The organism is Paenibacillus foliorum (genome assembly GCF_013141765.1).
GTDB classification, from domain to species: domain Bacteria; phylum Bacillota; class Bacilli; order Paenibacillales; family NBRC-103111; genus Paenibacillus_S; species Paenibacillus_S foliorum.
On record NZ_WHOD01000059.1, the window covers coordinates 1 to 13,587 of the forward strand.

The window sequence follows — 13,587 nt, forward strand, 5'->3', positions numbered from 1 at the left end:
CTATCTTATTCGTTTTGTTTCGATCTCTTTCGACAATCTCTCAAAAGCGACCTGATCAATATAACACATTCGTCTACATCATTGCAAGTACTTTTTTTGAAGTTTCTTAAACATTCTTCTTCAAAATCCGACTGCCTCCGAAGCGACAAGATGTAATATAACAAATTCAAAAAGAGAATGCAAGTTATTTGTTAGTGGAAATTTAAGCCATATTTACTCCGAGAATAGTACTTCACTTTGAGATAAGATGCAAAGTTAGCGTGCTCAAGCTATATTTCATTAATAGAGTGAAATGCTAGATTCACTGCTGCTAAGCTATTATCGATAAAATAACAAGTCCACCCCACAAAAAAGCGTGGGGTGGACTTGTTATTAAACAGACCATGACTCAAGCTTAATCATGGGCTCTGCCTTCAGTTCGAGCGAGGAGAATTGTCCTCGCTTCAGCTTCAAGAAAGCGGCGGCGGCAATCATCGCCGCGTTGTCGGTGCACAAGCTGAGCGGCGGAGCAAGCAGCGGCACCCCCGCTTTGGCGCAGCGCGCAGCCAGCTGCTCCCGCAGCCCTTTATTGGCGGCCACACCGCCCGCCAACAGCAGCTGCTTCGCACCGTAAGCTTGCACGGCGCGAAGCGCCTTCTCTACCAGGACTTCGATAACGGAGTCCTGAAAGCCTTTGGCTACGGTACGCGGTTCTAACGGCTGGCCCTTCATGGCAGCTGAATTCATCGCGGACAACACTGCTGATTTCAGCCCGCTAAAGCTGAAATCATACGAACCAGGCTCCAACCAGGCACGTGGCAGCGGAAGTCCCTCTTCAGCTTCGTGCGCGAGCCGGTCTATATGCGGGCCTCCAGGATACGGCAGCTTCAAAGCCCGTGCTACCTTATCGTAGGCTTCGCCAGCAGCGTCATCTCTCGTTTGGCCGATAATTTGGAACTTGCCCTCTGTTTCTACATACACAAGCTCCGTATGCCCGCCCGATACTACAAGGGATACAAAGGGATATTCCAGCTGATGAACAAGCTGATTAGCGTATATATGTCCAGCAATATGATGTACGCCGATTAATGGAAGATCAAGTGAATAAGCCAAGGTTTTGGCCGCTACCACTCCAACCAGCAGTGCGCCGATCAGCCCCGGACCTTCTGTCACAGCAACAGCGGATAGCTCGCGAGGACTAACTCCCGCCTTCTCGAACGCTTCCTCGATAATCCACGTTATGCTTTCCACGTGCTTACGCGAAGCCACCTCCGGGACGACTCCTCCGAAGCGTTGATGCGTTTCAATTTGACTCGATACTACATTAGAACGAATAATAGTCCCATTCTCTACGATAGCAACCGAAGTTTCATCACAGCTAGTTTCAATAGCTAGAATAATAGAAGGCTTCACCGCTTGAGAGGTACTGCTACTCTGGCCTTCAGACTCCTTATTATCGGAGGACAAGCTGAGCTCGTTCTCTAGGTCCGTACTTTTTTTCATAACAATTCCCCTGTACTTTCATTCAAAGTATGGTCATATTTCGGTAAATCCGCCCACATGACTAGAGCGTCCTCTTGATTATCCGTATAGTAGCCGCGGCGAACTCCAACTGAATGAAAACCAAGCTTTTCATATAGGCGCTGTGCAATAATATTAGAAGGCCTCACTTCCAGCGTCATCCGTTCAGCACCCAGGAAGCTCGCTGTCTTTTGCAGTTCTCGCATCAGCAGCTCGCCAAGCTTTTTACCGCGGTATGCTTCACGTACGGCCACATTAGTTACATGCGCCTCATCAATAACCAGCCACATGCCCCCATAGCCTATAACTTGACCTTCATATTCCATTACCATATAACGAGCGAATTGATTATTGGTCAATTCATTGTGGAAAGCTCCTGCAGTCCAAGGCGTAGTGAATGCCTCTTGCTCTATTTCACAAATAGCCGGGATATCATCCAGCCTCATTGAACGGAATTCCAAGGGGCCAATGGCTTCTGTATGTTTCTGCGCTTCCATCGTTACGGCCTCCCCTACAATTTCTTGGCCAATAAATTGGCTTCAGCCTCAGTAATCTGCGTATAATTCGGTACCAATCCATGCGCTTGCTCAATACGTCCGTCCCGCCAATGCCTTCTCCCGATATCAGCGATGTGACGCGCACGCATCTCATTCCCCACCATGCCGCATGCCCCGGACCATCTCTCAAAAAACTTTTGCAACACTTCAACATGCAGATCCGTTTCTCCAACAAACAATATCCGATCCGGCATGACAAAGTCACTACCGCTTACATTCCTAGTTCGTTCTAGCAGTTCTTCCGACCAATCGGACATCAGGCGAATTCCATCTGCAATCAAGCAGCTCCAGCCTTGAGGTGAAGCTTGATACAAACCGGTAAACGCTTGTCCTCTACGCGCTTCAAACATGGGAACTATCCAGATCGTCTCAGATTGCTTGCTAAGCTCAGCCTCAGCTGACTCGTAGTCTCCGGATTCCACTATACCCAAAGTTACTTCCGTTGTCGCAGCAGTTTTCAAGGTCTCATCCGCTGCCAATGTGGCCTGCTCCGAATCCGGTGTTACTCCTGTTCCAGTTAAAAAAGCAGCGCCACCACCCAAAGCTAATGCCTCCAAACTGGATACACCAAGCAAGTCCATGCCATGCGTCCAAGCGAAGGTCTTAGCTACAGTAACGCCAATCCGTACACCCGTATAAGATCCGGGACCTACACCCACTGCAATAGCATCCAATTCCCTCGGGTGAATACCTGCTGATGACAGCAATTGCTGTATCAAAGGTATCAAATGAATCGAATGATTTCTTTCTGCTTTGGAACTCAATTCGCCGAGCAGTTCTCCACCGCGGGTTAAAGCCACCGACATAGAGCTTGTAGACGTGTCGATAGCAAGCAACGTGCCGTTAATAGATTTTGATATACTTGTCATTATAGAATTCCGTTCTCCTTTAGCTGCTCGCACCATTGTATGTAAGTACTTCCGTGAGGGGTTATCCTAAACATACGTTCCTGTTCTCCCGTGCCGCAATGCTCAATTGTTATGGACAACCTGTCGTTAGGCAAAAGCTCCTCAATTAAGGAAGACCACTCAATCAAAGTAACCCCACCGCCATAAAAATAATCATCCAAACCCAGATCATCCGCCTCTTCCAGAGATAAGCGATATACATCCATATGATAAAAAGGAAGAGACTCCCCTTCGTATTCTTTAATCAAGGTGAAGGTTGGGCTGTTCACAATTCCTTTAACACCAATTGCCTTGGCTACAGCTTGCGAAAATGTCGTTTTGCCCGCTCCTAAATCCCCATCCAGCGTTATTACGGTGCCAGGTTCGAACTTCACGGCTAGTGCAGCCGCAAGCGCACCTGTCTGCTCCGTATTGTTTGCTTTATATGTATAAAAAGCTGGAGCTGTCATCTACAATCAGCCCTTTCGAAAATGGTTATAGCCTTTTTTATCAATCGGAACAACGTACCCGCTGCTTTGGACAAGCCTCACACCCTCAGCTTCTGCGTTAACGTAGCCTATTATATAGAGAGAAAGTCCAGCTTCCCTAAATTTCATCTGCATCGAGATGGCATGCTCTGCCTGCATAGTGCCTAAAAGCTGATAATCCTCACCGCCGAATAAAATATAATCAAGCGGGTCCTTCTCAGCATCTATCGAATAAGCCATGAGCTCATCCGCTATAGGAATCTTGTCCTCGATCAGATCAATACCTACTCCAGACGCCTCGGAGATTTCCCAAGCTTCGCTAGCCAGTCCATCGCTTACATCGTTCAATGCATGGCATACTCCGGATTCCTGAAGCAAACGACCCGCATCAATTCTTGGCTCCGGTCGGCAGTGTGCTTGAATCAAGCGCTCCCTGTCTGGATGGCTCTTTTCTTGAGTGAGCCATTGATCAGCTGGCAGATCGCGCTTTAGCAAATAATCCAAGCCCGCTGCAGAGCAGCCAAGATATCCAGTGACGAATAATACATCTCCAGGCTTAGCTGTAGAGCGAAGCAGGGCTTTGCCTTTCTCTACTTCACCTATAACGGTTACGGTAATCGTAATCCCGCCCATGGAAGACGTTGTGTCTCCCCCCGCAATAACTACATTCCATCGGTTTGCACAATCGTAAAGGCCAAAATACAGCTCTTCCAACCTTGCAAACTCCGTTCCCTGCGGACAGCTTACAGCAACAAGCGCATACTTCGGAACGGCTCCCATAGCAGCGATATCACTAATTGCAGAAGCCATCGCCTTGTAGCCGATATCCTGATCGCGCATGGTCATATTTTTAAAATGTATCGTTTCTGTCATCGTATCGCAAGTCATCACTAGCTGATAGCCTGGTGTTATATTGGCTACAGCAGCATCATCCCCAATGCCGGTCTCAACCCCGCCGGCTTGCTGAAAAGCGCGCGACTGCTTGCCGTCCGTCAACCACTGAATGAGAGCAAATTCATCAATAGAGCTCACCTTACAACCGCCTCTGCCATGTATTGTGTGTCTATTATATCCCTCCCTTTATCATGTAGCAATACAACTGGCCTTACCGTTTATTAAGCTAACAAGTACGGCGTCCTTGGTGTACAATTTGAGTTTGTCCGTCTGAGGTGATTAGGATTATGGTTCAACTACTGATAAGAACTAGAACGTCAAGCTCACCTCTGCAGCTCTCTAGTTTAGTTTGTTTCAATCTGTACTCTCCAGTTTATTTTAAACTGTAGCACTATTTTCTTGTAAAAAGTAACCTCTTTCTATTAACAAACACGGATTCGTTGATTCGTTGTCTTGTACAAGTAGAAGTACTGCCTCTATCTGGTAACTTATGCATTCGATTTATAGAAATTGAAGTTACAGCTGCGAGAAACTCCATTCAGATGTCCTAGTAAATAGACGTGCTGCCAAAGAAGTGAGGACTCTCACAATAGCGGAAGCACTTGTTCCTTTATCATCTGAAAAGCACAAAAAACAGAGGGATAACGGAAGTGCTAATTCCTTTATCTCTCTGTTTTTGTGTATCATACTCCCATTTCCCTAAAATAACGGAACTCCTACTACCGCTATTCCATAAAATTCGAGACCACAGATTGAATAAAGGAATTTTCAGTTCCGTCCATTCAACTAAGACTCATCCTGTCTTTACGCTATACGATTACACCCGGATCACCATTGTGGACTTTAGAGAACTTAATCTTAAGCTCTCATATAAGAGTAGTTAATCTCATGAAACCAAGGCCTTATTGGACTTCCTGAAGCTCCTCAACTGACACAACTTTTGTATCGGCTGGCTTCTGCTTCACATGGACTTTTGCCGTTTCCTGCGTGGGATCTACACTGTCAATCCATACGGAAACCCCGTTTAGCTCAACCTCAATTTTGGCATCCGACTGTAATATTTCTTGAGCACGATATACTTTCATATGGGTTACTCCTCACTTTTAATGACCGATTCGGGATGGTCCATCGTATCCGTGGTAGATTCCTCAATAAGTCCGTTATTGATCGAGACATACCCTCCGCCGAGTCCTTCATTAACCATTCTGTCTATGTCCATGAAGTAATCCTCGCGGCCTTGATGGAGCGCATCGGTTGTCGATTCACTCAACTCACCCGTATTTTCTTGCTGTACTTGATTTTCCTGTTTCTTTTGCCCCATCGATCTGTTCCTCCTTAGAGTTTTACTTTAGTAAAACTGGCATAGTAAGCGTTAACTGGAGTTTTACTTTAGTAAAACTGACGTCCATACAACTGCTGAATTGTGCCTAAACCGAATTCAACACATAGGCGTCTCCGCTGGTATTATGATGCCTCTCTTGGTGTGAATCATTCATGAAATGGGGATACTAGTTTTAATAACTTTAAAGGAGATGCTGCTATGCATACAGTATGGAAAGGTGCGATTAGCTTCGGCTTGGTTCATGTACCTGTCAAAATGTTTTCAGCTACAGAGGATAAGGATATCTCGATGCGATACATCCATAAGGAGTGCACGACACCGCTAAATTTTGTGCGCAAATGTCTTACCTGTGAACGAGAGGTCGAATGGGAAGAAATTGCCCGCGGGTATGAATATGAGCCTGGTGCTTTTGTTTTATTCGAAAAGGACGAACTGGATAATCTGAACGGTGAAGTTACAAAAGAAATAAAAATTCTCGATTTCGTCCAGCTGACGGATATCGACCCGATCTATTTTCAGAAAACCTACTTTCTGGCACCAAACGAGACGGGAGCGAATGCCTACAATCTGCTGCTGGAGGCTATGAGACAATCGGGTAAAATAGGCATTGCCAAAGTGTCGATTCGGACCAAAAGCAGCTTGGCGGCTATACGAGTTATCGATAATTGTATCGCTATGGAGACCATATTTTACCCGGATGAAATCCGTTCGGTTGATCAGGTTCCCAATCTGCCACAACAAAGCAACGTGAACGATAAGGAGCTACAGATGGCCAAAATGCTAATCGAGCAGCTAACGACTCCTTTTGAACCGGAAAAATATAAAGATGATTATCGGGAAGCTGTTCTTAATGCGATTGAGCAAAAGGTAAGCGGACATCAGATCAGCGTCGCACCGGAGCCTCATAGAACGAATGTTGTGGATCTTATGTCTGCACTTCAGGCTAGTCTGGACGCTATGAAGCCATTACCGGAAACATCCCCCGCAGGGCCTAAACCAAAAGCAAGGAAATCTACCAAGGAGGGCAAGGTGAAGGAAACCGTATCATGACGATCCTGCTGCCTAAGGAACCTATGGCCCCCATTGCAGTCGATAAGCTTCCCCTGGGAGAGGATTGGGGCTATCAAATTAAATGGGATGGCGTCCGGCTGCTAGCGCGACTGGAAAAGGAGCGGATTGAGCTGTTTTCACGGCAGATGCTGAGTAAATCGGACCTTTATCCCGAAGCCATGGAGCTGCTCAAGCCTTTACAGCAAAAGCACTCCTGCCTGCTTGACGGTGAGGCGGTCATTTTCGATCAGAGCAAGCAGCGGCCTAATTTTCAGCTGATTCTTAAGCGGGAACGGTCCCGATCATTCAGGGCCGGAGTTCATGACGGCAATCATTTCATCTATGTGCTCTTTGATCTGCTGTATTGCAACGGAGAAGATTTACGTCCCCTTCCCTATGTGGAGCGCCATCGCAGACTGCTTCAGCTTTTACCGGACAAGCAGCCTCAGCTGTTTGTAACCGATCTGTTCAGCGATCTACCACCGCTGTGGAGTTGGGTTGAGCAAGGCGGCTGGGAAGGCGTAGTAGCCAAAAGACTTGCCAGCACTTACCGTGAAGGGAAGAAGCACAAGGACTGGTACAAAAAGAAGACGGCTCTGTTGTTCGAAGTTGCCATACCCGGACTTATTATCCGTGGTGGACAAGTTGCAAGCCTCATTATGGCAAAGGACGGCATACTATTCGGTCGGGTTTCATCGGGATTGGATGAAAAGCGCAAGTCCCAATTGCTGCAGGAAGGCTTAAAGCGCAAGCTGGATACACCATTATTTGGCACCCTTCCTGCAGAATTAAAGAAGGAGCAAATCTTGTGGCTTCGCAGCCCGTTTCTATGTACCGTAACAGGGCTTGAAGTCACCTCAGATGGACAGCTGCGCCATCCCAAAATTGTTAAGTTTCATGATAGGGGATAAAGAGTTCATTTATTTGTGTTTTCTTCCATAAAAAATCAAGCTACAGGTTTTCTTACGAAAAAACCTACAGGAGGTTCGCCGCATGGCTGTTGCAGCAAAGAATAAAGGAACCGTGGTTATCGAAGGACAGGAGATTACTATTACAAATCCGAACAAGCTGCTGTGGCCGGAGATGGGAATCAGCAAGATCATGTACTTGGAGAAGCTGCTTATGCTGGCCCCTTACTTGTTAACTTATTGCCGTGATCGTTATCTAACGACCATTCGATTTCCTCATGGCTATGCCGATAAATCGTTTTATCAGAAAAATGCCCCCGAGCCTGTCCCCGATTTTGTCAAAACCGCGGTGCTCGAAGGCATTAACTATGTACATCTCGACTCTGCTCCCACTTTGCTGTGGCTCGGTAATTTGGCTTGCCTAGAATTTCATCCATCCTTCCACCGAATTGGAGAGCCGTTGCCCGAAGAATGGCTAATCGACATCGATCCAAGCTTGGACCCTGAGCCTCGTATTATGGAGGCAGCGGAAATAATCGGCGAAGCTCTTGATCGGATGAACATCCAATCCGTTCCCAAAACCTCTGGCGCCACAGGCGTGCAAATTTATGTGCCAATCGAGCGTGAACATGGCTATACCTTTGAGCAGCTGCGGAAAATCGGCCATTTTGTAGCTCAATACTCTGTGCAAAAGCATCCAAAGCTATTTACCATCGAACGTTTAAAGAAGGATCGAGGCAACCTTATCTATATCGATTATTTACAGCATTGGTATGGCAAGACGCTATCGGCTCCATACACGCCGCGGGCACGCAAGGACGCGACTGTTTCTACCCCGCTTCGTTGGGACGAAGTAGCCCGCCGCTGCGATCCCCGCGAATTCAACCTGCTTACCATTGGGAACCGTTTAGCAGAAACGGGTGATCTGATTCAACAATTGCCTCCCCAGAACCTGAAGCATGTATTGTCTTTTATTTAATAAAAAAGACTTCTAGGTGTCCTGCCAACAATCCCATCTTCGTGAATATTTATTCATTGGTTATGGAGGGATAAGGGAATGGCACGGAAAGTTTACGGCCGCCTTTGAAATTAAGTTGTTACCGCAAGGTGAGCTAAAGACAACTTAAATTCTTGTTCTCGGGGTCCCCGCAAAGTATTCGGAATCCTCTCCAATGCATAATCTTCACTTTGTGGGGTAGAGGAGCGGTGGAGTGCTATCCCTTTCCCTAATAACAGTAATAATGAATACATATTCACGGATTGCTTCATCAGACAGACTCCTAGAATAACGGCGACAACAGCCGGGCTGCGGCTTCTTTACCTTTCTGCAGTCTAGATCGACTAATGAATACCTCCAGTTTCAATTCCTCGCTATCCCTTAAATCCTGTAAAAAATCCGACTCTAACCGCCCAATCGTTTCCTTATCAAACAGCACGGCATTCAGCTCGAAATTACTAAAAAAACTGCGCATGTCCATATTAGCCGTACCTACCGACGCGAGAATATCGTCTACGATGAGCACCTTAGCGTGCATGAATCCTTTTTTATACGAATAAAAACGAACTCCTGCCTGCATCAGCTCTTCAAAATACGACAATGAAGCATAATTGACCAGCTTGGAATCCGTACACTCAGGATAAATAACCCTTACATCCACTCCGCTGACTGCAGCCGTCTTCAACCCCATATTAATACTCGGATCAGGGACAAAATAAGGAGTCGTAATAAAAATTCGCTTTTTGGCGGTGGTAATAGCTCCGAAATACATTTCCAGAATAGCATCCAGGTTGGAGTCCGGACCGCTGCTAATAATCTGGACCCTTTTGTTCCCGGTATTGTGATGCTCTGGAAAGAGGATCGGATCGGCTAAACGTTGCCCGCTGACAAAAAACCAGTCGGTAAGAAAGGTGTATTGAAGTGAGTATACGGCATCGCCGTTGATCTCCAAATGGGTATCTCTCCAAAAGCCCAGCTTCGGGTTGCCACCTAAGTACTCCTCCCCAATATTGATCCCACCTAGATAACCTATAATTCCATCTACAACAACAATCTTGCGATGATTCCTGTAATTCATCCGTTTGTCGAAAAAAGCAATAAGCGGCGGCAGGAAAATAAAAGTCTCCACACCCGCATCACAAAGTCTCTTCAGGTAGCTCTTGGTCAGCTTATAACTGCCAACTCCGTCAAAAATACACCGAACTTTTACGCCTTCTGCGGCTTTGCGAACGAGCAACTCTCGAAACTCAAGTCCAATCTTATCATCTCGGAATGTATAAAACTCAAAATGTATGTACGATTTCGCATTCTCGATCGCTTCAAGCATTGCCTTAAATGCCATGTCTGCGTTGGTCAGCACCCTAACTTCATTCTGCTGCGTGAAGGATGAGCTCGGGATGTTATTTAATAAAGCGTAAAGTCTGGATTCACTGCAAATACTGTCATGCTGAACTTCTTCTCCATGTGTCTGCGATGCCGCATACCTGCGTCCTTCAAATTGAGGATTAGGGATATATCGATGTTTCTTTCGCCGAACCTTTTTATGCTGCGTATATTCCTTCGCCAAAAAATAATACATAATAAATCCGATTATTGGAAATACAAACAGGATGACCAGCCATGCCACGGTTTTTGAAGGATGGCGAAATTCATGCACTAGAATGGTGATGATTTGAAATATAAACAAAATCAACACAAGCAATATCCAGACCAAGGCAGCCGCCTCCTCTTCTCGGTAGTCAACCCGTTCCAGTATTCCATTATCTTTGACCTTTAAGCGTTGTGTTATGCAAGCGCCAAATACACCATGCAGCTCTCGCTCTAAAACCCAATAAGAAAAAAAATAATAATTTCTGGGTTTTTAGGAAACATAGTATGGGATACTCTCCTCCACACCTTGGTTCTTTAGGAAAATACAAGGAGGCCACCATGTTTAAGACGCAAAGCCGAGATAAAAAAAATTCAGACTCCAAAAATTCATCCTTACAAAATCTCGACTACAAGTTCATCACAGAGCTGAAATCGGTGCCGATTTTTATGACTCTTGAGGAAAATAAAACGTATTTAACTGGGCTTTTCGAGGATTGCTCAGACTTCGTTATCCGGGAATTTAAAATAGAAGGTGACATCAAGGCGATATTATTCTTCGTCGACGGCTTAGTAAATTCCGAGCTTGTCAACGAAACGATGAAATCTCTCATGATTCTCGAGGGACGAGAGCAGCTCATCGATCGAATAATGGAAACAACATTGCCTGTATCACAAATCCAACAGACCGATAATTATGCCGAATTGCTCTTCTCTGTACTAGGCGGAGACGTGGGACTGGTTGTAGAGAGCAACAACCAAGCCTTGATGCTCGGTATCCGCGGGGCAGCACTGCGTGCCATCAATGAGCCTGAAACCGAATCCGTCATACGAGGACCACGTGAAGGCTTCGTGGAAAATTTGCGAACCAATACGTCCATGATTCGCCGAAAACTGAAGACACCGCATTTAAAGATGAAACACCTGACAATCGGCCGGGAAAGCAATACATGCATTGCAGTGACTTACCTGCAGGATGTGGCAGATCCTAATATTGTTGAAGAGCTCTTGAGAAGGCTCGACAAGATTGATATCGATGCCGTTCTGGAATCGGGCTATTTGGAAGAATTCATTCAAGATTCTGCATTCTCTCCCTTTCCGCAGGTTCAATATACGGAACGGCCTGATATGGTTGCAGCGGCTCTGCTGCAAGGCAGGGTCGGGATTATCGTAGATGGCACTCCATTCGTTCTGCTAATTCCGTTCGTCTTTGTGGAAATTATGCAAGCGAGCGAGGATTATTACGAACGGTTTCAAATCTCAACTTTAATCCGTTGGCTGCGCTATATCTTTGTCGTATTATCCCTGCTTACTCCTGGCCTTTATGTTGCAATTACAACGTTTCACCAAGACCTGCTGCCGACCACCTTGCTGCTCTCTATTGCTACATCTCGCGAATCGATTCCGTTTCCAGCTGTTGTAGAAGCCTTAATCATGGAAATAACCTTTGAGGCGCTGCGAGAAGCCGGGATCCGACTGCCCAAAACTATCGGTTCTGCCGTTAGTATCCTCGGCGCTCTAGTTGTAGGGCAAGCGGCCGTTCAGGCCGGCATCGTCTCGGCGCCGATGGTTATTGTCGTTTCTATTACTGGAATCGCATCATTCACCATTCCCAAATTCAATGGAGCGATAGCGATTCGGATGCTCCGCTTTCCCATTATTTTCGCGGCTGCTTTGTTCGGTATATTCGGTATTTTTATCATGGTCATGTTTATCATCGGACATATGGCGAATTTACGCTCCTTTGGCGTTCCCTACTTGTCACCAATCGGACCTCTATCCTCAAGCGATATGAATGATGTTCTAATTCGCGCTCCGTGGTGGAAAATGGTGAAGCGACCGACCTTCATGCCTCTGAAGGATGCCATAAATCAAGGCAATGAATTATCAAATGAGATCCATGAGCAAGGAGGACAAACCGGGATAAACATCAAGCATACCAAGGGTGATGAGGAGGATGTCCTTTGATTAAGCATTGCGTAATGAGTCTCTTGCTACTGACACTCCTTCTTCCGTTATCCGGCTGCTGGGACCGCACGGAAATCAATGACGTCGGCTTCGTGCTATCGACAGGGCTTGATATTGAAAAAGACGGCCAAATCCGCTATTCTGTGCTGCTCCCGCTCCCAGGCCAGATGGGAGGGCCAGGCGGTGGTGGTGGCGGTACAAGCGGAGATAAAAGCTACTATATCGACTCTGAGGTGGGGGAGACCTATCGCGATGCTCAGATGAAGCTGCAAAAGAGAATGTCGCGGCGTATGTATCTGGCCCATCGAAGAACCATTCTAATTGGGGAGGAAATGGCCAAACGGGGTATTCGAGACTTGTTCGACGCTACTCCGCGAAATCCCGAAAACAGAATGTCGACTTATATGCTGGTTACCAAAGGGAAGGCTTTTGATGCGCTCGCAGCTACCCCACGCTTCGAAAGATTTCCTTCGGAAGCGATTCGTGAGCTTGCCAAGTATCGCACTTTTGAAGACATGAATATGAAGGACATCGGCTTAGGCTTAAGCTCTCAGGGTGGAGATCCGGTTGCCGTTTATATAGCTATCAAGGAATCGGAAAAAAGCGAAAAGCCCTCCAAGGAGATTGAACTCAAAGGCTATGCTCAATTTCGAGGAGATAAAATGATAGGAACATTAGAGAACGAAACGGCACAAGGCTTCTCATGGCTGAATAACAGCGACACCATGGGAAACGTCACATTGATAATTGCCGAAGATCATCTGATGACTTTAAATGTTCATAATACCAAAACGAAAATCACCGTCAACATAAACAATGGGAAGATAGAATACCTGATTCATACTAAAGCCAAAGCAACGCTGGCAGAGGATCGCTCCTTCTATGATCTGAGTCAAACGAAAAAAATTATTGAGGTTGAACATGCACTCTCGGCTTATATCAAAAAAAGCATACAAGCTTTAATTGATAAATCATTAAAAACCAATACAGACCCTGCCCTCCTAGGAACCTATGTCTGGCGCGCTTACCCCGAAATCTGGAAACAAAGCTTCAAGAAAGAATGGCCGGAAGCGATGAAGGAAGCACGCTTTACTATACAAGTAGAGAGCGATCTCACAAACACAGGACTGATCTATGAAAATGTGACTAAGGAGAGAACCGATGAATGAACAAAATATTTCTGACCGCCTTTGCTTTTCTTTTACTGATGAACCTGTTATTTGATTTAAAAAGACTGCGCAAACAGAACAAATCACTAAAGGGATTATACATAACGGTATATTCCCTGACCTGCTTTACGTTTATTACTATCCTATTTGGAGTAAAGCTACCAATGCCAACTCATTTCTTCATCAATCAGGTTTCGCCTTGGGTGTTCTCAATCGTTCATCCTTAAATCTATAACTGAA

General features: G+C 46.0%; 14 protein-coding genes. 6 read left to right on the forward strand and 8 right to left on the reverse strand.

What is annotated here, in order from left to right:
- Positions 1 to 372 precede the first annotated feature (372 nt).
- The 7 genes from tsaD to GC093_RS15560 all read right to left on the reverse strand — a co-directional run bounded on the left by tsaD (position 373) and on the right by GC093_RS15560 (position 5,647).
- The gene (gene tsaD, locus GC093_RS15530; protein WP_171652810.1) at positions 373 to 1,482 is read right to left on the reverse strand and encodes a tRNA (adenosine(37)-N6)-threonylcarbamoyltransferase complex transferase subunit TsaD; all 1,110 of its coding nucleotides are present in this window, start codon (positions 1,480 to 1,482) and stop codon (positions 373 to 375) included.
- Complete coding sequence (gene rimI / locus GC093_RS15535) at positions 1,479 to 1,997, reverse strand: ribosomal protein S18-alanine N-acetyltransferase (RefSeq protein ID WP_171652811.1); 519 nt, start codon at positions 1,995 to 1,997, stop codon at positions 1,479 to 1,481. The genes tsaD and rimI overlap by 4 nt, the downstream gene beginning before the upstream one ends.
- A 14-nt stretch (positions 1,998 to 2,011) precedes the next feature.
- A complete protein-coding gene (gene tsaB, locus GC093_RS15540; RefSeq protein WP_171652812.1) occupies positions 2,012 to 2,926 on the reverse strand; it encodes a tRNA (adenosine(37)-N6)-threonylcarbamoyltransferase complex dimerization subunit type 1 TsaB in 915 nt (304 codons plus the stop codon).
- A complete protein-coding gene (gene tsaE / locus GC093_RS15545; protein ID WP_171652813.1) occupies positions 2,926 to 3,414 on the reverse strand; it encodes a tRNA (adenosine(37)-N6)-threonylcarbamoyltransferase complex ATPase subunit type 1 TsaE in 489 nt (162 codons plus the stop codon). The genes tsaB and tsaE overlap by 1 nt, the downstream gene beginning before the upstream one ends.
- A gap of 6 nt (positions 3,415 to 3,420) precedes the next feature.
- Positions 3,421 to 4,464, reverse strand: coding sequence for a thiamine-phosphate kinase (gene thiL / locus GC093_RS15550; protein ID WP_171652814.1), 1,044 nt, complete (start codon positions 4,462 to 4,464; stop codon positions 3,421 to 3,423).
- Between the two features lie 764 nt (positions 4,465 to 5,228).
- Positions 5,229 to 5,411 (reverse strand): H-type small acid-soluble spore protein, encoded by a 183-nt coding sequence (locus tag GC093_RS15555; protein ID WP_171652815.1) that lies wholly within the window; start codon positions 5,409 to 5,411, stop codon positions 5,229 to 5,231.
- A gap of 5 nt (positions 5,412 to 5,416) precedes the next feature.
- Positions 5,417 to 5,647 carry a hypothetical protein gene (locus GC093_RS15560; protein WP_171652809.1) on the reverse strand — a complete coding sequence of 77 codons (231 nt, stop codon included), beginning with the start codon at positions 5,645 to 5,647 and terminating at the stop codon, positions 5,417 to 5,419.
- A gap of 219 nt (positions 5,648 to 5,866) precedes the next feature.
- Here GC093_RS15560 and ku point away from each other — a divergent pair, with 219 nt between their 5' ends.
- The 3 genes from ku (at position 5,867) to ligD (ending at position 8,605) form a co-directional block, all read left to right on the forward strand.
- Positions 5,867 to 6,718, forward strand: coding sequence for a non-homologous end joining protein Ku (ku, locus tag GC093_RS15565; protein ID WP_171652816.1), 852 nt, complete (start codon positions 5,867 to 5,869; stop codon positions 6,716 to 6,718).
- On the forward strand, positions 6,715 to 7,629 hold the full coding sequence (locus tag GC093_RS15570; protein WP_171652817.1) for an ATP-dependent DNA ligase: 915 nt from the start codon (positions 6,715 to 6,717) through the stop codon (positions 7,627 to 7,629). Before ku ends, GC093_RS15570 begins: the two co-directional genes overlap by 4 nt.
- An 82-nt stretch (positions 7,630 to 7,711) precedes the next feature.
- Entirely contained in the window at positions 7,712 to 8,605 is an 894-nt protein-coding gene (ligD, locus tag GC093_RS15575; protein WP_171652818.1) for a non-homologous end-joining DNA ligase, read from the forward strand.
- Positions 8,606 to 8,906: 301 nt separating this feature from the next.
- Here the strand turns inward: ligD and cls are convergent, their stop codons facing one another.
- On the reverse strand, positions 8,907 to 10,337 hold the full coding sequence (cls, locus tag GC093_RS15580) for a cardiolipin synthase (protein WP_171652819.1): 1,431 nt from the start codon (positions 10,335 to 10,337) through the stop codon (positions 8,907 to 8,909).
- 215 nt (positions 10,338 to 10,552) lie between these two features.
- Between cls and GC093_RS15585 the strand changes: the two genes are divergently transcribed.
- The 3 genes from GC093_RS15585 to GC093_RS15595 are packed head-to-tail and all read left to right on the forward strand — an operon-like array spanning position 10,553 to position 13,574.
- A complete protein-coding gene (locus GC093_RS15585) occupies positions 10,553 to 12,178 on the forward strand; it encodes a spore germination protein (RefSeq protein WP_171652820.1) in 1,626 nt (541 codons plus the stop codon).
- Entirely contained in the window at positions 12,175 to 13,347 is a 1,173-nt protein-coding gene (locus GC093_RS15590; protein ID WP_246314481.1) for a Ger(x)C family spore germination protein, read from the forward strand. Before GC093_RS15585 ends, GC093_RS15590 begins: the two co-directional genes overlap by 4 nt.
- Entirely contained in the window at positions 13,344 to 13,574 is a 231-nt protein-coding gene (locus GC093_RS15595) for a hypothetical protein (RefSeq protein ID WP_171652821.1), read from the forward strand. The genes GC093_RS15590 and GC093_RS15595 overlap by 4 nt, the downstream gene beginning before the upstream one ends.
- Positions 13,575 to 13,587: the final 13 nt, after the last annotated feature.

Excerpts from the sequence above, each read along its gene's own strand:
- tsaD (WP_171652810.1), bottom strand. The coding sequence starts at position 1,482 with ATGAAAAAAAGTACGGACCTAGAGAACGAGCTCAGCTTGTCCTCCGAT.
- rimI (WP_171652811.1), bottom strand. The coding sequence starts at position 1,997 with ATGGAAGCGCAGAAACATACAGAAGCCATTGGCCCCTTGGAATTCCGT.
- tsaB (WP_171652812.1), bottom strand. The coding sequence starts at position 2,926 with ATGACAAGTATATCAAAATCTATTAACGGCACGTTGCTTGCTATCGAC.
- tsaE (WP_171652813.1), bottom strand. The coding sequence starts at position 3,414 with ATGACAGCTCCAGCTTTTTATACATATAAAGCAAACAATACGGAGCAG.
- GC093_RS15555 (WP_171652815.1), bottom strand. The coding sequence starts at position 5,411 with ATGAAAGTATATCGTGCTCAAGAAATATTACAGTCGGATGCCAAAATT.
- GC093_RS15560 (WP_171652809.1), bottom strand. The coding sequence starts at position 5,647 with ATGGGGCAAAAGAAACAGGAAAATCAAGTACAGCAAGAAAATACGGGT.
- ku (WP_171652816.1), top strand. The coding sequence starts at position 5,867 with ATGCATACAGTATGGAAAGGTGCGATTAGCTTCGGCTTGGTTCATGTA.
- GC093_RS15570 (WP_171652817.1), top strand. The coding sequence starts at position 6,715 with ATGACGATCCTGCTGCCTAAGGAACCTATGGCCCCCATTGCAGTCGAT.
- ligD (WP_171652818.1), top strand. The coding sequence starts at position 7,712 with ATGGCTGTTGCAGCAAAGAATAAAGGAACCGTGGTTATCGAAGGACAG.
- GC093_RS15585 (WP_171652820.1), top strand. The coding sequence starts at position 10,553 with ATGTTTAAGACGCAAAGCCGAGATAAAAAAAATTCAGACTCCAAAAAT.
- GC093_RS15595 (WP_171652821.1), top strand. The coding sequence starts at position 13,344 with ATGAACAAAATATTTCTGACCGCCTTTGCTTTTCTTTTACTGATGAAC.